Annotated in this window: 19 protein-coding genes and 1 pseudogene; 10 read left to right on the top strand and 10 right to left on the bottom strand. The window is 60.9% G+C overall.

Going from position 1 to position 21,326, the window contains the following annotated elements:
* The 5 genes and pseudogenes from GIW04_RS02570 to GIW04_RS02550 form a co-directional block, all read right to left on the bottom strand.
* A pseudogene (locus tag GIW04_RS02570) lies at positions 1–723 on the bottom strand (electron transfer flavoprotein subunit alpha/FixB family protein); the annotation flags it as partial.
* Positions 723–2,666, bottom strand: a complete 1,944-nt coding sequence (dgcB, locus tag GIW04_RS02565; RefSeq protein WP_120247532.1) for a dimethylglycine demethylation protein DgcB — start codon at positions 2,664–2,666, stop codon at positions 723–725. The pseudogene GIW04_RS02570 and the gene dgcB, both read right to left, overlap by 1 nt.
* A 137-nt stretch (positions 2,667–2,803) precedes the next feature.
* Positions 2,804–4,864: a dimethylglycine demethylation protein DgcA gene (gene dgcA / locus GIW04_RS02560; RefSeq protein ID WP_003194876.1), complete on the bottom strand. Its 2,061-nt coding sequence runs from the start codon at positions 4,862–4,864 to the stop codon at positions 2,804–2,806.
* Between the two features lie 15 nt (positions 4,865–4,879).
* Positions 4,880–5,410 carry a DUF5943 domain-containing protein gene (locus GIW04_RS02555; protein WP_003194877.1) on the bottom strand — a complete coding sequence of 177 codons (531 nt, stop codon included), beginning with the start codon at positions 5,408–5,410 and terminating at the stop codon, positions 4,880–4,882.
* A gap of 78 nt (positions 5,411–5,488) precedes the next feature.
* Positions 5,489–6,466: a dipeptidase gene (locus tag GIW04_RS02550; RefSeq protein WP_003176573.1), complete on the bottom strand. Its 978-nt coding sequence runs from the start codon at positions 6,464–6,466 to the stop codon at positions 5,489–5,491.
* A 218-nt stretch (positions 6,467–6,684) separates the two neighbouring features.
* Between GIW04_RS02550 and GIW04_RS02545 the strand changes: the two genes are divergently transcribed.
* Positions 6,685–7,086 carry a lysozyme inhibitor LprI family protein gene (locus GIW04_RS02545; RefSeq protein WP_003194882.1) on the top strand — a complete coding sequence of 134 codons (402 nt, stop codon included), beginning with the start codon at positions 6,685–6,687 and terminating at the stop codon, positions 7,084–7,086.
* Positions 7,087–7,129: 43 nt separating this feature from the next.
* Here the strand turns inward: GIW04_RS02545 and GIW04_RS02540 are convergent, their stop codons facing one another.
* Positions 7,130–8,092, bottom strand: coding sequence for a tyrosinase family protein (locus tag GIW04_RS02540; RefSeq protein ID WP_003194886.1), 963 nt, complete (start codon positions 8,090–8,092; stop codon positions 7,130–7,132).
* 190 nt (positions 8,093–8,282) lie between these two features.
* On the opposite strand from GIW04_RS02540, the gene GIW04_RS02535 reads away from it, so the two are divergent.
* Complete coding sequence (locus tag GIW04_RS02535) at positions 8,283–8,699, top strand: DUF3010 family protein (protein WP_094773892.1); 417 nt, start codon at positions 8,283–8,285, stop codon at positions 8,697–8,699.
* Positions 8,700–8,706: 7 nt separating this feature from the next.
* Here GIW04_RS02535 and GIW04_RS02530 read toward each other — a convergent pair whose 3' ends face one another.
* Positions 8,707–9,135 (bottom strand): hypothetical protein, encoded by a 429-nt coding sequence (locus GIW04_RS02530; RefSeq protein WP_003194891.1) that lies wholly within the window; start codon positions 9,133–9,135, stop codon positions 8,707–8,709.
* Between the two features lie 240 nt (positions 9,136–9,375).
* Positions 9,376–10,320, bottom strand: a complete 945-nt coding sequence (locus GIW04_RS02525; RefSeq protein ID WP_094773893.1) for a GlxA family transcriptional regulator — start codon at positions 10,318–10,320, stop codon at positions 9,376–9,378.
* Between the two features lie 194 nt (positions 10,321–10,514).
* Between GIW04_RS02525 and choX the strand changes: the two genes are divergently transcribed.
* From choX to GIW04_RS02500, 5 genes are all read left to right on the top strand, one after another.
* Positions 10,515–11,459 carry a choline ABC transporter substrate-binding protein gene (gene choX / locus GIW04_RS02520; protein ID WP_120247530.1) on the top strand — a complete coding sequence of 315 codons (945 nt, stop codon included), beginning with the start codon at positions 10,515–10,517 and terminating at the stop codon, positions 11,457–11,459.
* Between the two features lie 86 nt (positions 11,460–11,545).
* On the top strand, positions 11,546–12,433 hold the full coding sequence (locus GIW04_RS02515; protein WP_044271833.1) for a 3-keto-5-aminohexanoate cleavage protein: 888 nt from the start codon (positions 11,546–11,548) through the stop codon (positions 12,431–12,433).
* A gap of 142 nt (positions 12,434–12,575) precedes the next feature.
* On the top strand, positions 12,576–13,541 hold the full coding sequence (locus GIW04_RS02510) for an L-carnitine dehydrogenase (RefSeq protein WP_120247529.1): 966 nt from the start codon (positions 12,576–12,578) through the stop codon (positions 13,539–13,541).
* A gap of 105 nt (positions 13,542–13,646) precedes the next feature.
* Positions 13,647–14,141: a thioesterase family protein gene (locus tag GIW04_RS02505; RefSeq protein WP_120247528.1), complete on the top strand. Its 495-nt coding sequence runs from the start codon at positions 13,647–13,649 to the stop codon at positions 14,139–14,141.
* A gap of 224 nt (positions 14,142–14,365) precedes the next feature.
* Positions 14,366–14,629 carry a hypothetical protein gene (locus GIW04_RS02500; protein ID WP_003194904.1) on the top strand — a complete coding sequence of 88 codons (264 nt, stop codon included), beginning with the start codon at positions 14,366–14,368 and terminating at the stop codon, positions 14,627–14,629.
* An 89-nt stretch (positions 14,630–14,718) separates the two neighbouring features.
* Here the strand turns inward: GIW04_RS02500 and GIW04_RS02495 are convergent, their stop codons facing one another.
* On the bottom strand, positions 14,719–15,822 hold the full coding sequence (locus GIW04_RS02495) for a GlxA family transcriptional regulator (RefSeq protein ID WP_003194907.1): 1,104 nt from the start codon (positions 15,820–15,822) through the stop codon (positions 14,719–14,721).
* 527 nt (positions 15,823–16,349) lie between these two features.
* On the bottom strand, positions 16,350–17,726 hold the full coding sequence (locus GIW04_RS02490; protein ID WP_003194909.1) for an L-serine ammonia-lyase: 1,377 nt from the start codon (positions 17,724–17,726) through the stop codon (positions 16,350–16,352).
* 416 nt (positions 17,727–18,142) lie between these two features.
* Here GIW04_RS02490 and GIW04_RS02485 point away from each other — a divergent pair, with 416 nt between their 5' ends.
* From GIW04_RS02485 to choV, 3 genes are all read left to right on the top strand, one after another.
* Complete coding sequence (locus GIW04_RS02485) at positions 18,143–19,090, top strand: choline ABC transporter substrate-binding protein (protein ID WP_003194911.1); 948 nt, start codon at positions 18,143–18,145, stop codon at positions 19,088–19,090.
* Positions 19,091–19,159: 69 nt separating this feature from the next.
* Positions 19,160–20,005: a choline ABC transporter permease subunit gene (gene choW, locus GIW04_RS02480; protein ID WP_003194913.1), complete on the top strand. Its 846-nt coding sequence runs from the start codon at positions 19,160–19,162 to the stop codon at positions 20,003–20,005.
* Positions 20,002–21,180: a choline ABC transporter ATP-binding protein gene (choV, locus tag GIW04_RS02475; protein WP_003194915.1), complete on the top strand. Its 1,179-nt coding sequence runs from the start codon at positions 20,002–20,004 to the stop codon at positions 21,178–21,180. The genes choW and choV overlap by 4 nt, the downstream gene beginning before the upstream one ends.
* Positions 21,181–21,326: the final 146 nt, after the last annotated feature.

Raw genomic sequence — 21,326 nt, 5'->3', positions numbered from 1 at the left:
GACTGGGTCGGCACATTCGGCGGCGGCGAGGATCAGACGGGGCAACGGCCGCGCCAGGTCTTCCTGGCCGGCACCGGCACGGCCGATGCATTCCTCACCCTTGATCTGCCACACCCGCGTTGCCGGGCGTTCCTTGAGGCTGGCGGCAAAGCGTCTCCCCAGTTCGCCCCCCCCGCTGCGGCTGTCCGGCAGCAACCAGTGGCGCGGGCTGAATTGGTTATCCACAGCGCGCAGGCCCTGCACGCGTTGCTCCGGTGCATAACCCTCGAACTCATGCCCATCCAGCACCAGCAGACGGTCGACGCCCGCCGTGGCAAAGGCGCTTTCCTTGTGTTCACCGAACACCACCGCCAACACCGCGCCGTCACTGCCGGCCAACTGGCGCGCCAGACCAAGCAGGTCACGGTCGTGGCTGCTCAGGCGGCCACCGACCATGTCCGGTACCACGTTGATGTAGAACGCCGGGGCCGGCACCTGATGCAGCGGCAATTGCACTTCCACTGCCGCGGTGCGCTTGGCCGCGCCGCCCTGCTGGGCACCGCTGCGGTCGATGCGCTTGATGCCGTTGGGGCCGATAAAACCGACACCATGCATGTTTTTGCGAATGACGCCGTTGGGCCCCATCCAGCTGTGTTGCAGCGGCTGCATCGCCGCGTGCAACGGGTGCAGGCGGTTACGGGCGATCCATTCGGCCCGTGGGTCGCGGCGGATAATATCGCTCATCAGTGCACCTCCGCAGGTTCACGCTTGAGGGGGGCTTTGGCTGGCGCGGCGTCTTCAAGCAGCGCGTCGGCTACCAGCTCGGCGATGTCCTTGATCAACGGGCGCGGTTCGACCACGCCTTCGAGCATCGCGGTGCATTGCGGGCAACCCACGGCCACCAGTTCGGCACCGGTCTCGCGGATGTCGTCCATGCGCATATCGGGGATACGTTGCTTGCCGGGAATGTCGGTGATCGGCGCGCCGCCCCCGCCACCGCAGCAGCGCGACCGAAAGCCCGAGCGTTGCATTTCCTTGACCTCGATACCCAGCGCCCGCAGCACTTGGCGCGGCGCCTCGTATTCACCGTTGTAGCGGCCCAGGTAGCACGGGTCGTGGTAGGTCACGCTGTTGCCTTTATGCTGGCCCAGGTTCAGCGCGCCCTCGCCGATCAGCTCGGCCATGAAGGTGCTGTGGTGCTGCACCCGGTAGTTGCCGTTGAAGGCACCGTATTCGTTTTTCAGCACATGGAAGCTGTGTGGGTCGCAGGTGACGATGCGCTTGAAGCTGTACTTGGCCAGGGTCTGGATATTGCGCGTGGCCAGCAGCTGGAATGTCGCTTCATCGCCGAGGCGACGCGCCACGTCACCGCTGTCGCGTTCTTCCAGGCCAAGCACGGCGAAGTCGACCTTGGCGGCCTTGAGTACTTTTACGAAGGCGCGCAGGGTACGTTGGTTACGCATGTCGAAGGCGCCATCGCCGACCCAGAACAGTACATCGCAACTGCCATTGTCGCTGAGCAGCGGCAGGTTCAGGTCTGCCGCCCAGTTCAGGCGACCACCGGGGGCAAAGCCGCCAGGGTTGTCGGTGGCGATCAGGTTTTCCAGGACTTCGGCGCCCTTGTTCGGCGTAGCGCCTTTTTCCAGGGTGAGGTGGCGACGCATGTCGACGATGGCGTCCACGTGCTCGATCATCATCGGGCACTCTTCCACGCAGGCGCGGCAGGTGGTGCACGACCACAGGGTCTCGGCGTCCACTAGGCCGTTGACGATCGGCTGGTGCGGGTTGCCGCCGTGTTCGCCCACCGGTTTGCCGGGGTACGGGCTGCCGGCGAACTTGGCATCGGTGCCACCGGCCAGGCCGACCACCATGTCCTGGATGAGTTTTTTCGGGTTCAGTGGCTGGCCGGCGGCAAACGCCGGGCACGCCGCTTCGCACTTGCCGCACTGCACGCAGGCGTCGAAGCCGAGCAGTTGGTTCCAGGTGAAGTCCTTGGGTTTTTCCACGCCCAGCGGCGCGGTTTTATCGCTCAGGTCCAACGGTTTCAACCCGGTGGAGCGGCCACCGCCAAAGCGTTCGGCGCGGCGGTGCCAGGCCAGGTGCAGGGCACCGGCGAAGGCGTGTTTCATCGGCCCGCCCCAGGTCATGCCGAAAAACATTTCGGACACGCCCCACAACACGCCCACGCTCAGCAATGCCGCGAGCAACCAGCCGCCGAAGTCGGCGGGCAGAATCCCGGCCACCGGCAAGGTCACCAGGAAGAAGCTCACCGAGAAGGCCATCAGGCTTTTCGGCAGGCGCATCCACGGGCCTTTGGACAGGCGCGCAGGCGGATTGCGGCGGCGCAGGTACATGAAGATCGCGCCGACAAACATCAATGTCGACGCCAGCAGCAGTGCATAGCCAAGAATGCGGCTCTGCAGGCCGAAACCGTGCACCGCAATCGCCAGCAACGCCGACAGCACAAAGCCCAGCGCCGTCGCAACGTGGGTGTTGGCGATGTATTTGTCACGGGCGACCACGTGGTGCAGGTCGACCATGTAGCGCTTGGGCATGGCCAAAAGGCCGCCCAGCAGGTCGACTTTGGATGCGCGGCCACGACGCCACATGTTCGCCCGGCGCAAGGCGCCGAGGACGGCGAGGCCCAGGGCGGCAAAAAGCAGGATGGGAAGAAGGGTATTCAGCATGGTGAAGCTCCCACTAAGATCGTTCCCACGCTCTGCGTGGGCATGCATCCTGTGACGCTCTGCGTCACGACCTTAAAAGCAGACGCGGAGCGTCCAGGGCGGCATTCCCACGCAGAGCGTGGGAACGATCAGGTGCGTCAGAAATCCTTGCACAAGCGCAGGGCGTCATAGATGGCGGCGTGGGTATTGCGCTGGGCCACACAGTCACCAATGCGGAACAGCAAGTACCCCTCGCCCGCCTCGCTCAGGCATGGCTGCGGCTTGATCGCAAACAAGGCTTCAACGTCGATCTGGCCCTTGTTGCGTGAGCCTTCCTTGAGCCCGTAGTAAATGGCCTCGTCCGGACGCACGCCGTTCTCCACCACCACCTGGTCCACCACCCGCTCCTCTTTGGCGCCGGTGTATTCGTTCTCCAGCACAGCCACCAGCTTGTCGCCCTCGCGGTAGACCTTTTCCAGCATCATGTCGCCGGTCATGATCACTTCCTTGGGGTACATGCTGCGGTAGTACGTGGGGAACGACGTACCGCCGATCGCCACGCCCGGCTTGATGTCGTCGGTGACGATTTCCACCTGGCTGCCTTTGTCGGCCAGGAAGTCGGCCACCGACATCCCGGTGAATTCACAGATGGTGTCGTACACCAGCACGTTCTTGCCAGGCAGCACCTTGCCGTCGAGCACGTCCCAACTGCTCACTACCAAGCCTTCGGCGGCGCCCCAGTGTTCGTTCTGCTCGATGAACGGATGCCCACCCACCGCCAGCACCACCACGTCCGGACGCACGTCCAGGATGGTCTCGGCATCGGCTGCAACACCCAGGCGCAGGTCGACTTTCAAACGCGCCAGCTCCAGTTGATACCAACGGGTGATACCGGCGATCTGGTCACGCTGCGGCGCTTTCGATGCCGTGGTGATTTGCCCGCCGATAAACTCCTTTTTCTCGAACAGCGTCACGTCGTGGCCACGTTCAGCCGCCACGCGCGCGGCTTCCATCCCGGCCGGGCCGGCGCCCACCACAACCACCTTGCGCTTGGGCCCGGTGGACTTCTCGATGATGTGCGGCACGCCCATGTATTCACGGGAGGTCGCGGCGTTCTGGATGCACAACACATCCAGGCCCTGGTACTGGCGGTCGATGCAGTAGTTGGCGCCCACGCACTGCTTGATCTGGTCGATCTGGCCCATCTTGATCTTGGCGATCAGGTGCGGGTCGGCGATGTGCGCACGGGTCATGCCGACCATGTCCACATAGCCGCCTTCCAGAATGCGCGTGGCCTGGTTCGGGTCCTTGATGTTCTGCGCGTGCAGCACCGGAACCTTGACCACTTCCTTGATGCCGGCCGCCAGGTGCAGGAATGGCTCCGGCGGGTAGCTCATGTTCGGGATGACGTTGGCCAGGGTGTTGTGGGTGTCGCAACCCGAGCCCACCACGCCGATAAAATCGAGCATGCCGGTGTCATCGTAGTACTTGGCGATTTGCTTCATGTCCTCGTGGGACAAGCCGTCCGGGTGGAACTCGTCACCGCACAGGCGCATGCCCACACAGAAGTCATCCCCCACTTCGGCACGCACGGCCTTCAACACTTCCAGGCCGAACTTCATGCGGCCCTCGAAGCTGCCGCCCCATTCATCGGTACGCTTGTTGACCCGCGGGCTCCAGAACTGGTCGATCATGTGCTGGTGCACGGCCGACAATTCCACCCCGTCCAGGCCACCGGCTTTGGCCCGGCGCGCGGCCTGGGCGTAGTTGCCGATCACGCGCCAGATCTCTTCCGGCTCGATGGTCTTGCAGGTGGCACGGTGTACCGGTTCACGCACGCCGGACGGCGACATCAGGGTTGGCCAGTTGAAGCCGTCCCAACGCGAGCGTCGGCCCATGTGGGTAATCTGGATCATGATCTTGGCGCCATGCTTGTGCATGGCATCGGCCAGGTTCTGGAAGTGCGGGATGATGCGGTCGGTAGACAGGTTCACCGACGCCCACCACTCCTGCGGGCTGTCGATGGCCACCACCGAGGAGCCGCCGCAGATCGCCAGGCCAATACCGCCCTTGGCTTTCTCTTCGTAATACTTCACATAGCGGTCGGTGGTCATGCCGCCGTCGGTGGCATACACCTCGGCGTGAGCGGTACTGAGCACTCGGTTGCGGATGGTCAGTTTGCCGATCTGAATCGGCTGGAACATTGCTTCGAAAGCCATGGCACGGTCCTCGGCTTACAACGGCTTGACGGTGAACAAGCCGTCATCGTGGCCCTCTTCGGAGCCTCCGTAGACTTGTTCGGCGACGGTGCGGATGTTGCTGCCACGCGCTTGCAGGATCTGGTCCATGGCGCCGGCAAACCAGCCGGTGAACATGTAGTCCACCTTGCGGCCGACCTTGCCGTACACATAGACGAATGCCGAGTGTTCCAGCTTGACGCTGGCGGTGCCTTTATCCAGGTCGATGTCCTGGATCTTGAACAGGCCCCAGCCGCGTTGCGACAGGCGTTTCATGTAATGCTCGAACACCGCGACGCCTTCCAGGCCGTGGCATTCAGCTTCTTTTTCGCACCAGTGCCAGGCGGATTTGTAGCCGGCCTTGTAGAGGATCTCGGCGTAGGCGTCCGCGCCCAGCACTTCTTCGATGCCCATATGGTTGTTGACGAAGAAATGGCGTGGCACGTACAGCATCGGCAGGGCGTCGGAGGTCCAGACACCGGTTTCGCTGTCGACTTCAATTGGCAATTGCGGGGCGATCTTGGCCATGGAAACTTAACTCCAGAAAATTCGTTTTGATGCCCGCCACGCGGATGGCGGCGGGTGAAGGATTAAGCGAGCAGTGGCTTATTCGCCCCAGACGTCCTTGAGCACGTTGACCCAGTTCTCGCCCATGATCTTGCGCACCACGCGCTCGCTGTGGCCGCGCTTGAGCAGGGTCTCGGTGAGGTTGGGGAACTCACCCACGGTGCGGATGCCCAGCGGGTTGATGATCTTGCCGAAGCTGGTCAGGCGGCGGGCGTAGCCCTTGTCATGGGTGAGCATTTCGAAGAAATCCTGGCCATGGCCCTGGGTGAAGTCGGTGCCGATGCCGATGGCGTCTTCGCCGACGATGTTCATGGTGTATTCGATGGCTTCGGCATAGTCGTCGATAGTCGAGTCGATGCCCTTGGCCAAAAACGGCGCGAACATGGTCACACCGACAAATCCGCCATGGTCGGCGATGAACTTCAGCTCTTCATCGGACTTGTTGCGCGGGTGCTCTTTAAGCCCGGACGGCAGACAGTGGGAGTAGCACACCGGCTTTTTCGATTCGAGGATGACCTCTTCGCTGGTCTTGGAGCCCACGTGGGACAGGTCGCACATGATGCCGACGCGGTTCATCTCGCCGACGATCTCACGCCCGAAACCCGACAGGCCGCCATCGCGCTCGTAGCAACCGGTGCCCACCAGGTTCTGGGTGTTGTAGCACATCTGCACCACGCCCACGCCGAGCTGCTTGAAGATCTCGACATAGCCGAGCTGGTCCTCAAAGGCATGGGCATTCTGGAAGCCGAAGATGATGCCAGTCTTGCCCAGCTCCTTGGCGCGGCGGATGTCGGCGGTGGTTTTCACCGGGATCACCAGGTCGCTGTTTTCGCGGATCAGGGTCTGGCTGGCAACGATGTTATTGATCGTGGCCTGGAAGCCTTCCCACACCGACACCGTGCAATTGGCGGCGGTGAGGCCACCTTTGCGCATGTCTTCGAACAGGTCGCGGTTCCACTTGGCAATAATCAGACCGTCGATAACGATGCTGTCGGCGTGCAACTCGGCTGGGCTCATCAGGCGTCCCCTTATTGGCGATTCATGCGCCGAATCGTCTGCCGGCGCTTTGGGGCCAGCATATGCCCAGGCACCGACGGAGCCGGGTGCAAAAACGACAGGGGAATTGCCGAAAGCGTCAATCCACGACAAAGGCTGCGAAGACAGGCCCCACGGTTGGCTGTTCTTTGTCTTACGCTTGAGCCAGAATTCCTCATCACCTGATATGAGACGGCGCAATGAAATCGATTTTCCTGGCTTTGGCACTCATCGCAACCACCGCCCACGCGGCCGAAGACACCGACAGCACGCCGTGCGACGGCATCGAGAACGACCAGCAAACCCTGGAATGCGCCACCTACAACAAAACCACTGCCGAGCAATTGCTCAAAGATAACTATGAGGGGTTGCTGGAGCGCATGGGTTCGACCTACGGCAGCGATAAGACCAAACTGGCGGACATTACCGCCCGTCTGAAGGATGCCCAGCAAAAATGGGAGAAACTGCGGGATGCCGATTGTGCAGTGGACACCTTCCCGGCAGTGACCGGCACCAAGGCCTACGCGATTGCGCACAACGACTGCCTGGCGCGGATGAGTGATGAGCGGTCGGAGTTTTTGGAGTCGATTGGGCAGGAGTAAGCACCCTTCACGCGACCAGGCCGCGCAAAGGGCTGCGCCACGCTCAAGCCATGAAAGGTGACTTGAACGGCCTTTTGGTCAAGGGTGAGGCTGGCTCGTAGGCATACCCCAGCGCGGTGATATCCATCACCTCACGGATACGACGAGTCCAGGGTTTGATCACATCATCGTAATTATGCCCGGTGGGGCCATCCTGCATCGGGCAGTAATGAGGCGCCAGTGCGGGCTTATCCAGCATCATTTGCGCCTGCCAGTCGGCCCAGATTTTGTCGATGAAACAATGATGCAGAAAAAATACTGGATCTTCGGGCGAGGTCATCGCCAGCATGTTGCCGCCAATCCATAAATGGACGCGGTTGTGCAATTGAGAACCAGCGGTGGTGACTTGCGGGTCGCCCTTCTGAGTGATCCAGCCTTCGAGTCGGTTTCTAAAGCCTCTATTGAACGGACTCGACGTGTAGTTCGGCTCGTCATACAGCCCTTCATTCATTGCCATCTGCAAGTCCGCAGCCGTCGGCAGCGAGTTGACCAAACGTGAGAACTGGCGCTTCAACCCCGCCCCCGGCAGCCCATCTTCCGGATAGGCAGGCACCGGCCAATTGCCGTATCGGTACGCGAAGGGTCCATCCTGCACCCTGAATTCATCGGCAGCGTCACCGTCACCCCCCAGCAGGCTTTGCTCCCACACCGGCGAATTCGTCGGGTCTGCCGCGTCCAATGTCCAATCCCAGTAAGGCAGCGTGATGCCGGGCGTGATGGTCTGAAGGTCGGCTTCCAACTGCAACAACATTTCACGATGCCAGGGTAAAAAAGCCGGCCCCAAGTGGGCGCCATTACGATAGTCGGGATCTTGGGGTTCATCAGGGTGAACGGTAGGTACCATCACTGCGTGATGCCAATGCACATACTTGTCGTATCCGCCATTACCCTTAAGGGCCAACAGCGTATTGGTAAACGCTAGCCGTTCAGGCCCGCTCAGTTTTCGAATTTCCTTGCGAATATTCATTGCCCGCCTCCCTCGTCGCAAAAAAATGGGACCGCGTGCCAGCCCCTGCTGCGAATCTAGTTGGGGAACCCATCAGGATCTACTGTCAGATCTGACAGTATCAGCACTGTCTCCGACGGATGGTCAGCTCCTCTTGAACGAACCGAGCCTGTTACCATCCGTGCCCTCTTTTCCTGCTCAAGGCAACGCCATGATTATTTGCGGCATCGAAATCAAAGGCAGCGAAGCCATCATCGCTGTCGCCTCCCTGGACAACCAGGCGCTGACCCACGTCGCCCTGGCGACCAAGAAAATCGCCCTCGACGATGACGACGAAGCGGCCAACGTCAAAGCCTTTGCCGCACAGGTGAAAGCGTTTGTGCAGGCCAATGGCATCACGCGTATTGCCATCAAGAAACGCAGCAAGAAAGGTGAGTTTGCCGGTGGCCCGACGACGTTCAAGATTGAAGGGGTGTTTCAATTGCTGGAGGGGGTTGAGGTGACGCTGCTGTCGCCGCAGACCATCAATGCGCAATACAAAAAGCACACCTTTGATCTGCCAGCGACGCTCAACAAGTATCAGCACGAGGCCTATAAGACCGCGTGCTCATGTCTGATGAAGAAATAACCGCACATCAGCTTTTGACGCAGTGCTCCAAGCCGTGCCCGCCGCCTTCGTACTCAGGGCCGTAATAGTATTTAACGAAGGAGACTTTGCCTTCCGGGGTCGGTGTCACTTGCGCTACGCCCACGCCAAAGTCCTTCAAGGCCGGGTCGGTGTGAGCGAAGTAGATGCCCAGCGTATCCGAGGTGCCGGCGGCCATGCCTTCATAGCGGGACTTGTCTTCCAGGGTCAGGGTGAAGGTGTAGGCGGCGTACTTGCCAGTGCTTTGCGTGGCGTCAAGTTTCATCTCGACAACGCCTTTGAAGTGGCCGATATGTTTGTCCTGGCCATTACATTCATAACGGCCGCTGTAATCGGCGCCGGTGAATGGCGCGGGCGCCTGGGCTGCCCATACCGGGGTGGACGCGAGTGCGATCAGAGTGATTAGTTTTTTCAGCATGCCAACCTCTTATGGTTACGTAAGAAACCATTTGGACGTTAGCAGTCCTTTTCCGGTAATCGCGTGCAGCGTTGCAAAACAAGAATATTCCCACGCCACCACATGCATTTCCTGACACCACACTACTTACCAATGTGGGAGCTGGCTTGCCTGCGATTGCGATGTATCAGTTGGCCTATGCGGTGCTGACCCGCCGCCATCGCAGGCAAGCCAACTCCCACCTTGAATCTGCACCAACGCTCAAATCGCCTCCCGTCGCCGATCCTCCCGCGGGCATTTGGCAAACCTTGCGCGATAGCTCCTGGTGAAATACGACGGTGACTCAAACCCGCACGCAATACTCACTTCCAGCACGCTCATGTCGCTCTGGCGCAGCAGTTTTCGGGCTTTTTCCAGGCGCAGGCCCAGGTAGAAGTTACTGGGGGTGTCGTTCAGGTGCAGGCGAAACAGCCGCTCCAGTTGGCGTCGTGTGACCTTGATCGTTTCGGCCAGGGCCAAGGTGCTCAGGGGCGGTTCGGTGTGCTGTTCCATTTCGCCGATCACGTGCACCAGTTTCTTGTTGTTGATGCCGTAGCGCGTGGCGATCTGCATGCGCTGGTGGTCTTTGCGCGGGCGGATGCGGCTTAGTACGAATTGCTCGGAAACCTGGATAGCCAGCTCCGGGCCGTGGGCCTGGGCGATGAGGTCGAGCATCAGGTCGATGGAGGCCGTGCCGCCGGCGCAGGTGATGCGGCGCCGGTCGATTTCGAACAGTTCCTGGGTCACGCTCAGGTGCGGATAGGCTTCCTTGAAGGCGTCGATGGCTTCCCAGTGCAAGGTCAGGCGGTGGCCGTCAAGCAGGCCAGCCTCAGCCAGCACGCAGGCACCGGTGTCGATGGCGCCGAGGGTCACACCCTCATGGTCGAGGCGGCGCAGCCAATGCTCCAGGGCGGGCGTGGCGAACTGCAGGGGTTCGAAGCCAGCCACCACCAGTAAAGTCGCGCCTTTTTTCAATAGTTCAAGCGCGGCGTCGGCGTTGACCGACATGCCGTTGCTCGCCAGCACCGCGCCGCCATCGGCACTCAAGATGTGCCAGCGGTACAGCTCGCCGCGAAAGCGGTTGGCCACCCGCAACGGTTCCAGTGCGGAGATAAAACCGAGGGCCGAGAAACCCGGCATCAGCAAGAAATAGACATCCTGGGACATGGTGGCGCTCTCGTCGGACGGGCAGCGTGGTCACTGTGATACGCCAGTTCAACCGGCCATTCAAGAGCCCAGGTCGCTGCAGTGCAAAAGCGGGTCGCCGCCGTGCGCTTTGCGGGGCGCCAAGCTGCGTAACGTGATCCCACGGCGCACAAAGACGCCGGCACCCACAATAACGACTGCCGAGGGCTCCACCCATGAACCGACTGATCAGCCGCTGCGTACTTGCACTCAGCGCCAGCGCTATTTTGAGCACCCCTGTCATGGCATCGGATGCCCCTGCTTGCCAGAACGTGCGCATGGGCGTGGTGAACTGGACTGACGTCATCGCCACCAGCGCCATGGCCCAGGTGCTGCTTGACGGCCTCGGCTACAAGACCAAACAAACCAGCGCCTCTCAGCAAATCATCTTTGCCGGCATCCGCGACCAGCGCCTGGACCTGTTTCTCGGTTATTGGAACCCGCTGATGACCCAGACCATCACGCCGTTCGTCGACACCAAGCAAGTCAAAGTCCTCGACAAAGCCAGCCTGGAAGACGCCCGCGCCACCCTCGCAGTGCCGACTTATCTGGCGGACAAGGGCCTGAAAACCTTTGCCGATATCGCCAGGTTCGAGAAAGAGCTGGGCGGCAAGATTTATGGCATCGAGCCGGGCTCGGGCGCCAATACGCAGATCAAGGCGATGATCGCCAAGAACCAGTTCGGCCTGGGCAAGTTCCAGTTGGTGGAGTCCAGCGAAGCCGGCATGTTGGCGGCCGTGGACCGTGCTGTGCGCCGCAAGGAAGCCGTGGTGTTCTTTGGTTGGGCGCCGCACCCGATGAACGTCAATGTGGCGATGACTTACCTCACCGGCAGCGAAGACGCCCTGGGCCCGAACGAAGGCATGGCCACCGTATGGACCGTGACCGCGCCGGCCTACGCCGACCAGTGCCCCAATGTGCATAAGTTGCTGACTAACCTGACGTTCACTGCCGCCGACGAGAGCCGGATGATGCAGCCGCTGCTGGATCACAAGGACGCCATCGAGTCCGCCAAACAGTGGCTCAAAGACCACCCACAAGACCAGGCGCGCTGGCTGGAGGGTGTGACCACCTTCGACGGCAAGCCGGCTGCCGCCAACCTGCAATTGACCACCAAATAACCCATCCAGATCACCGCTTCGCAGCCCATGACGGTTGCGAACGGCGCCCTGCGCCTTGAAATCACACGCCTGTAAGGAACCGCCTCATGAACCACGACGTCATCATCACCTGCGCACTCACCGGTGCTGGCGACACGACCGCCAGAAGCCCACACGTGCCGGTCACCCCTAAACAAATCGCCGCCGCTGCGGTGGAAGCCGCCAAGGCCGGTGCCACCGTGGTGCATTGTCATGTACGCGACCCGCAGACCGGCAAGTTCAGCCGCGATGTGGCCCTGTACCGTGAAGTGATGGAGCGCATCCGCGAGGCCGACATCGACATCATCGTCAACCTCACCGCCGGCATGGGGGGGGACCTGGAGATCGGTGGCGGCGAGAATCCCATGGAGTTCGGGCCCAATACCGACCTGGTGGGCCCGCTGACCCGCCTGGCCCACGTTGAAGAACTGCTGCCGGAAATCTGCACCCTGGACTGCGGCACGCTGAACTTCGGCGATGGCGACACCATTTACGTGTCCACCCCGGCGCAGCTGCGTGCCGGCGCCAAACGTATCCAGGAACTGGGCGTAAAGGCCGAGCTGGAAATTTTCGACACCGGCCACCTGTGGTTCGCCAAGCAGATGATCAAGGAAGGGTTGCTGGATAACCCGCTGTTCCAACTGTGCCTGGGCATTCCCTGGGGCGCGCCGGCCGATACCACCACCATGAAAGCCATGGTCGACAACCTGCCCGCCGACGCGGTGTGGGCTGGCTTCGGGATTGGTCGCATGCAAATGCCAATGGCCGCGCAAGCGGTGCTGCTGGGGGGCAACGTACGGGTGGGCCTGGAGGACAACCTGTGGCTGGACAAGGGCGTGCTCGCCACCAATGGGCAGTTGGTGGAGCGTGCCAGTGAAATTCTCAGCCGGTTAGGCGCAAGAGTCCTGACCCCAGCCGAAGGCCGCATCAAGATGGGCCTGACCCAACGCGGCTAACACAGACACCACCACTCCTGTGGGAGCCGGGCTTGCCCGCGATGAGGCCAGTAAATCCGCCACATCTTTGTAGCCTGCAATGCCGCCATCGCGGGCAAGCCCGGCTCCCACAAAGGATCATCGAACACTTTAGGAATATGCCATGCGCTTTATCACCGACATCAAAACCTTCGCCGCGTTGGGCAGCGGCGTCATCGGCAGCGGCTGGGTGTCCCGTGCCCTTGCCCATGGCCTGGATGTAGTCGCCTGGGACCCGGCGCCCGGTGCCGAGGCAGCCCTGCGCAAACGCGTCGCCAACGCCTGGACTGCCCTTGAACAACAGGGCCTGGCGCCCGGTGCCTCCCAAGACCGCCTGCGCTTTGTCACCACCATCGAAGAATGCGTGAAAGACGCGGACTTCATCCAGGAAAGCGCCCCGGAACGCCTGGAGCTGAAGCTGCAATTGCACAGCCAGATCAGCGCCGCGGCCAAGCCGAACGTATTGATCGGTTCCAGCACCTCAGGGCTATTGCCCAGCGAATTCTATGAAAGCTCCACCCACCCGGAACGCTGCGTGGTCGGCCACCCCTTCAACCCGGTCTACCTGTTGCCACTGGTAGAAGTGGTGGGCGGCAAAAACACCGCGCCAGAGGCAATCCAGGCGGCGATCTCGGTGTATGAATCCCTCGGCATGCGCCCGCTGCATGTGCGCAAGGAAGTGCCGGGGTTTATTGCCGACCGCCTGCTGGAAGCGCTGTGGAGAGAGGCGCTGCACCTGGTCAATGACGGCGTGGCGACCACCGGCGAAATCGACGATGCCATTCGCTTTGGTGCCGGGCTGCGCTGGTCGTTCATGGGTACTTTCCTCACTTACACCCTGGCGGGCGGCGATGCGGGCATGCGCCACTTCATGGCGCAGTTCGGCCCGGCGTTGCAGTTGCCGTGGACTTACCTGCCGGCGCCTGAATTGACTGAAAAACTGATTGATGATGTGGTCGATGGCACCGCGGAGCAGTTAGGTAACCACAGCATCTCGGCGCTGGAGCGCTATCGTGATGACTGTCTGCTGGCGGTGCTGGAAGCCGTAAAAACAACCAAGGCCAAGCACGGCATGAACTTCGCCGAATAACCCCGTGGAAGCTGGCTTGCCTGCGATGGCGGTGTTGGCCTCACCATTGCTATCGCAGGCAAGCCAGCTCCCACATTTGACCGCATACTGAATTGGATTCATGCCATGCCCGCACTGACCACCTACACCACGAACATCCTGCCCGACTGGGTCGACTACAACGGCCATCTGCGTGACGCGTTCTATCTGCTGATCTTCAGCTACGCCACCGATGCGCTGATGGACACCCTGGGGCTGGACAGCGAAAACCGCGAAGCCAGTGGCCACTCGCTGTTCACCCTGGAGCTGCACCTGAACTACCTGCATGAGGTGAAGCTCGGGGCCGAGGTTGAGGTGCATACCCAACTGATCGCCCATGACGCCAAGCGCCTGCACCTCTATCACAGCCTGCACCTTGTGGGCGAAGGGCGCGAGTTGGCCGGTAACGAACAGATGCTGCTGCATGTCGATCTGGCCGGGCCGCAGTCGGCGCCGTTTGCCGGCGCGACCCTGGAAAAACTCATTGCCCTGAGCCGGGAACACGCCGATCTACCCCGGCCTGCTCTACTCGGCCGGGTGATCGGGTTGCCCGCGCAAAAAAAAGCCCCGATCCAGCCGTGACGGGATCGGGGCAGAGTGCTTTGTGTGAGCCGTGCATGTCGAGGGTGACCAAACCTTCAAGCTGCGTGCCTGGGTTCAGTGTGCCCGTTACGGGTCAGGTCAAGTACCCCGAAAACGACCTGTTCATAGTCATACGAGCCATCGGTGGATTCTGCCCTTGCCGCCAGTCCTGGGGCCTACCAGAATCCAAGTCAATTCCAGCTCCCTACACCAGGATGACCGTCATGATGCACGCGGATTTGATTGACCAGGATGACCTGCTGGGCCAACTGCGCTCGCTGGGTTTTGAAGTGTCCAGCGGCGCTACCGCCGAGCAGGCTTGCGAATGTGCGGTGCGCGGGTTGAGTGAAGCGCGGGCCAAGGCGCTCAAGGGCATGGTTGAAAAGATGTACAGCGGCAGCGCGACGATTTTGCCGGCGGTGAGGCAGGCGATCGACCAGCAATTGTTGCCGGCGCTGATGCAGTTCAAACAAAGCTCTGGCGCCTGAAATACCGCTATCGCAGGCAAGCCAGCTCCCACAGGGGAACGCATTCCAAGGTGGGAGCTGGCTTGCCTGCGATGCAGACGGCTCGGTTTTTAGAGCCTTACACTGGCAAAGGTCGACTCATTGCGCGCCTGGCTCAACGCCGACATCGGCCCCGACAATGGGGACAACACCAGTGCCGGCGGAATCGGCATCATCGCCACTTGCTGGGTGGTGTTGGAACCTACGCGCTCATCCCGTGGCGGAATGCCAAAGTACTCGCGATAGCACTTGGAAAAGTGCGGCGTAGACACAAACCCGCACACCGAGGCAACTTCGATGATCGACATCGGCGTCTGCTTGAGCAGTTGCCGTGCACGGATCAGGCGCAGCTTGAGGTAGTAGCGCGACGGCGAGCAGTGCAGGTATTTCTGGAACAGCCGCTCCAACTGCCGGCGCGACACGGCGACATACACCGCCAGTTCGTCCAGGTCGATCGGCTCTTCGAGGTTGGCTTCCATCAGCGCGACGATTTCCTGCAGTTTCGGCTGGTTGGTGCCGAGCATGTGCTTGAGCGGCACACGCTGGTGATCCTGTTCGTTGCGGATGCGTTCGTACACGAACATCTCGGAGATGGCGGCCGACAATTCACGGCCGTGGTCACGGCTGATCAGGTGCAACATCATGTCCAGGGGTGCGGTGCCGCCGGAGCTGGTGAAGCGGTTGCGGTCGAGGGTGAACAGGCGCGTGCTCATGGCCACCCGCGGGAAGGCTTCCTGCATCGACGCCAGGCATTCCCAGTGCACGCTGCAATCAAAGCCGTCGAGCAAGCCGGCGCAGGCCAGGGCCCAGCTGCCGGTGCACACCGCGCCAAGGCGGCGAGACTGGCGCGCCTGGCTTTGCAGCCACGACACATGTTCACGGGTGACGGTACGCTGGATGCCCACGCCGCCGCACACGATGACCGTGTCCAGGACGGGGGCTTTGTGCATGGAGGCGTCGGGGGTGATTTGCAGGCCATCGCTGGCCCACACCTGGTTGCCGTCGACACTCAGGGTTGTCCAGCGATACAGCTCGCGGCCGGACAGCTGGTTGGCCATGCGCAGTGGCTCCACGGCTGACGCCAGGGAAATCAGCGTGAAATTGTCCAGCAGCAAAAAGCCGATGGATTGAGGCGCACGGTTCTGGGGTTGGGCCCCGGAGTTGGTCGACGTCATCGCAGTATCTCCTCACATCACACAAAGCAGGTGGTGGCCTCAGGCGAGGCTCTTGTTATTGCGCTCGTCCTGGAAAGGAGAGGCTTTGTAATTGATAGAGCAAATGCCATGCCTAAAATTGAATGGCTATTCAAGAACTCCTGAAAACGACCTGTTGATGCGTCTATACAAGCCCGCGCGTGAAGTGCGGGATATGACGCCTAACGGGCGGGGTTCAAGGGGTGTGAGCAGATCGGTAGCACTTGTGGGAAGGCGCTTTGCGGGCGTAGGAGAAGTCTGTCACCCAAAGCACATCAGGCGTGTGATCGTGTAGGAATCGTTCGGAAGCTACTTATCTATTTGCGACGCGCTAAAAGGTGGCGATTTTGGCCGGGGTGTTCACTTTGTGAGCAATGGTGCTCCTCTGTTCAGCTCGTTCCCACGCTCTGCGTGGGCATGCATCCTGTGACGCTCTGCGTCACCCCTGGGACGCGGAGCGTCCGGGGCGGCATTCCCACGCGGAGCGTGGGAACGATCATGTCACTGACTCAACATTCAACCGCACTCACCGCCAACCCACCCCGCGATGTCTCTTTGTACTTGTCATGCATATCGGCCCCCGTATCACGCATGGTGCGGATCACCCGGTCCAACGAGATGAAGTGCTGGCCATCGCCACGCAACGCCATTTGCGCCGCGTTGATCGCCTTCACCGCCGCGATCGCATTGCGCTCGATACACGGCACTTGCACCAAACCGCCCACTGGGTCGCAGGTCAGGCCAAGGTTATGTTCCAAACCGATTTCAGCGGCGTTGCACAGTTGCTCCGGCGTGGCGCCGAGGATCTCCGCCAACCCGGCCGCGGCCATCGCGCACGCAGAACCGACCTCGCCCTGGCAACCGACTTCGGCACCGGAGATCGAGGCGTTCTTTTTACACAGGATGCCCACTGCCGCCGCGCCGAGCAGGTAGTCGACCACGTTGGCTTCGGTGACTTCTTCACTGAACTTCATAAAGTAGTGCAACACCGCCGGGATGATCCCCGCCGCGCCATTGGTAGGCGCCGTGACCATGCGCCCACCGGCGGCGTTTTCTTCGTTGACCGCCAGGGCGAACAGGTTGACCCATTCCATGGCGCTCAAGGTCGAGCCGATCACATTCGGCTTGTTCAGCTCCTGCAAGCTGCGGTGCAACTTGGCGGCGCGACGGCGCACGTTCAAGCCGCCAGGCAGAATACCCTCGTGCTTGAGGCCCTGCTCCACGCATTCTTGCATGGCGCGCCAGAGCTTCATCAGGCCGCTGCGGATTTCTTCTTCGCTGCGCCAGGTTTTTTCATTCGCCAGCATCAGTTCGGCAACGCGCAGGTTGTGGGTCTTGCACAGTTGCAAGAGCTCCACGGCACTGGAAAAGTCATAGGGCAGCTCGGTGCGGTCCATATCCGCCACACCGCTTTGGGCCTGGGCTTCATCCACCACGAAACCGCCGCCCACCGAGTAATAGGTGTCGCGGTGCAACTCGCCGTTTTCGGCAAATACCACCAGGGTCATGGCATTGGGATGAAACGGCAGGTTCTCGTCGAGCAGACGCATGTCCCGCGCCCACACAAACGGCACCGGCAACCGCCCGTCCAGCAGCAGCGTGTCGGTTTCGCGCAAGGTGTGAATACGGGCGCCGATTTGCGTGGGGTCGATTGCGTCCGGCCATTCGCCCATCAGGCCCATGATGGTGGCGGTGTCGCTGCCGTGACCGATGCCGGTGGCCGACAGCGAGCCGTACAGTTGCACTTCGACACGCTGCACCTGTTCCAGCCACCCACGTTCACGCAATCCTTGAACGAACAACGCGGCGGCGCGCATGGGCCCCACGGTGTGCGAACTCGAAGGCCCGATGCCGATCTTGAACAGGTCGAAAACGCTGATAGCCATTAACGTGAAACTCCTCGATAAGCACGGGCCGGGCTTGAACGAGGTGCTACGCTCAGATCGCCCAGATGGCGGCATCATCAAGCTTTTATTCGTCATCACGGCGTCTCACACCGACGCACTCATGCTCACCAGCGGCGCTCGCGTGCGAACGCCAGTTTTGGCCGTTTTTTGCGGTGCACAAGGGTAAAAACAGCAGTTTTACCTTCGCAAAAACCTGTAAGCGACGTCATCGGTACTGGATGCGACCCTCCCTGTACTGGATACGACGCCCCCTGTAGGCGTCAGATTTTCACTGGTACATGATCAGTCTCGACTCGTTTGCAAGGCACCGCGCCAGAGCTGTTGTCGCACGCTCCAACCGCAACACTTATAAAGCGCGGCGAATGCCGCCAGAAAAGACACAGGAGTCTACCCACATGAAAGGTTCACCCTCGTTGTTGTTGGCCGCCATGCTGAGTCTGCCAGTCGTGGCATACGCCGCAGAACCGGAACAGTGCAAGACCGTCAACTTCTCCGATGTCGGCTGGACCGACATCACCGTCACCACCGCGACCACCAGCGAGATTCTCAAGGGCCTGGGCTACAAGCCGCGCACCACGATGATTTCGGTACCGGTGACTTACAAGTCCCTGGCCGACGGCAAGAACATGGATATCTTCCTCGGCAACTGGATGCCGACCATGGAAAACGACATCAAGCAGTACCGTGATGCCGGCACCGTGGAAACCGTGCGCGCCAACCTGGAGAACGCCAAGTACACCCTGGCAGTCCCACAGGCGCTGTACGACAAGGGCCTGAAAGACTTCGCCGACATCGCCAAATTCAAGGATGAGCTGGGCGGCAAGATCTACGGCATCGAGCCGGGCAACGATGGCAACCGCACCATCCAGACACTGATCGACAAAGATGCCTTCGGCCTGAAAACCGCCGGCTTCAAGGTGGTCGAATCCAGCGAAGCCGGCATGCTCTCTCAGGTTGAACGCGCTTCCAAGCGCAACCAGGCCATCGTGTTCCTCGGCTGGGAACCGCACCCGATGAACACCCGCTTCAAGATGAAGTACCTGACCGGCGGTGACGACTCGTTCGGCCCCAACTACGGCCAGGCCACCATCTATACCAACACCCGCAAAGGCTACACCCAGGAATGCAGCAACGTCGGCCAGTTGCTGAAGAACCTGGTGTTCACCCTCGACATGGAAAGCACCCTGATGGGTAACGTCCTGGACGACAAGATGAAGGCCGACGCTGCCGCCAAGGCCTGGCTGCAAAAGAACCCGCAAGTGCTCGACACCTGGCTCGCCGGTGTCACCACCGTTGATGGCAAACCAGGGCTCGATGCCGTTAAAGCTTACCTCGCCAAATAGCACCCGCTGACCCCAGGCCGGTGCGCTGGCCTGGGATGTTTTCCCCTTCGCATGTGGACATTCACTACCATGCTGACTGAACAGAAAATCCCACTAGGCCAGTACATCGCTGCCTTCGTCGACTGGTTGACCCAACACGGGGCCAACTACTTCGACGCAATCGCATCGACACTGGAAACGATGATCCACGGCGTGACGTTTGCGCTGACCTGGTTCAATCCACTGGCATTGATCGGTCTGATTGCGCTGCTGGCTCACTTTATCCAACGTAAATGGGGACTGACTGTTTTTGTCATCGCCTCCTTCCTGCTGATCCTCAACCTGGGGTACTGGCAGGAAACCATGGAAACCCTCGCCCAGGTGCTGTTCGCCACCCTGGTCTGCGTGGTCATCGGTGTGCCGCTGGGCATTGTTGCCGCGCATAAGCCGATGTTCTACACCATGATGCGGCCGGTACTCGATCTGATGCAGACCGTGCCGACCTTCGTCTACCTCATCCCTACCCTGACCCTCTTCGGGCTGGGTGTGGTGCCTGGGCTGATTTCCACGGTGGTGTTCGCGATTGCCGCGCCGATCCGCCTGACCTACCTGGGTATCCGCGATGTTCCGCAAGAGCTGATGGACGCCGGCAAGGCCTTTGGCTGCTCGCGCCGCCAGTTGCTCTCGCGCATTGAACTGCCCCACGCCATGCCGAGCATCGCCGCCGGCATTACCCAATGCATCATGCTGTCGTTGTCGATGGTGGTAATCGCGGCCCTGGTAGGCGCCGACGGCCTCGGTAAGCCGGTGGTCAACGCACTCAACACCGCCGATATTGCGCTGGGCTTTGAAGCGGGCCTGGCCATTGTGTTGCTCGCCATCATGCTCGACCGTATCTGCAAACAACCCGACGCTAAAGTAGGGGGTGATGCATGAGCATTATCCGATTCGACAAAGTCGACGTGATCTTTTCCAAAGACCCACGCGAAGCGCTCAAGCTGCTGGACCAGGGCATGAGCCGTAACGAAATCCTGAAGAAGACCGGGCAGATCGTCGGCGTCGAGAACGCCAGCCTGGATATCGAGAAAGGCGAGATCTGTGTGCTGATGGGCCTCTCGGGCTCAGGCAAGTCCAGCTTGCTGCGCTGCATCAACGGCCTCAATACCGTCAGCCGTGGTCAGCTGTTTGTGGAGCATGAAGGGCGTCAGATCGACATCGCCTCCTGCACCCCCGCCGAACTGAAAATGATGCGCACCAAACGCATCGCCATGGTGTTCCAGAAGTTCGCCCTGATGCCTTGGCTGACGGTGCGCGAGAACATCAGCTTCGGCCTGGAAATGCAGGGCCGCCCAGAGAAAGAACGACGCACACTGGTGGACGAGAAACTCGAACTGGTGGGCCTGAGCCAATGGCGCAACAAGAAGCCCGACGAGTTGTCCGGTGGCATGCAGCAGCGCGTCGGCCTGGCCCGCGCCCTGGCGATGGACGCCGATATCCTGCTGATGGACGAACCCTTCTCGGCCCTCGACCCGCTGATCCGCCAAGGCTTGCAAGATGAGCTACTGGAACTGCAACGCAAATTGAGCAAGACCATCGTGTTCGTCAGCCACGACCTGGATGAAGCACTCAAGCTCGGCAGCCGTATCGCGATCATGAAAGACGGCAAGATCATCCAGTACAGCGTGCCGGAAGAGATCGTGCTGAACCCGGCGGACGACTATGTGCGCACCTTCGTCGCCCATACCAACCCGTTGAACGTGCTGTGCGGGCGCAGCCTGATGCGCACCCTGGATAACTGCACGCGTGTGAATGGTTCGGTGTGCCTTGATCCGGGTGGCGACTCCTGGCTGGACCTGGCGGAAGGCAACACCATCCGGGGCGCACGCCAGAATGGTGTGACGATGAACCTGCAGAACTGGGCGCCAGGGCAAGCCGTGGAAGGCTTGGGTCGCGTACCGACCCTGGTGGACTCGAACATCGGCATGCGCGATGCGTTGCAGATTCGCTACCAGACAGGCAACAAGCTGGTGCTGCACGACAACAACAAAGTGGTGGGGATTTTGGGAGACAGTGAGCTCTACCACGCCCTGCTGGGCAAGAACCTGGGTTGACTGCTAAAGGAATGCGGTCAATGTGGGAGCTGGCTTGCCTGCGATAGCAAGGGTGAATCCAACATAGCTATCGCAGGCAAGCCAGCTCCCACATTCGACCGCATTCAATGCTTGCAACAGCGGCGCCAGTGAAGGCGCCGCCAGCT

The organism is Pseudomonas sp. PA-4-8C (assembly GCF_021606625.1).
In the GTDB taxonomy this organism is placed as follows: domain Bacteria; phylum Pseudomonadota; class Gammaproteobacteria; order Pseudomonadales; family Pseudomonadaceae; genus Aquipseudomonas; species Aquipseudomonas lactis.
This window is presented reverse-complemented; position numbering and strand designations above follow the sequence as displayed.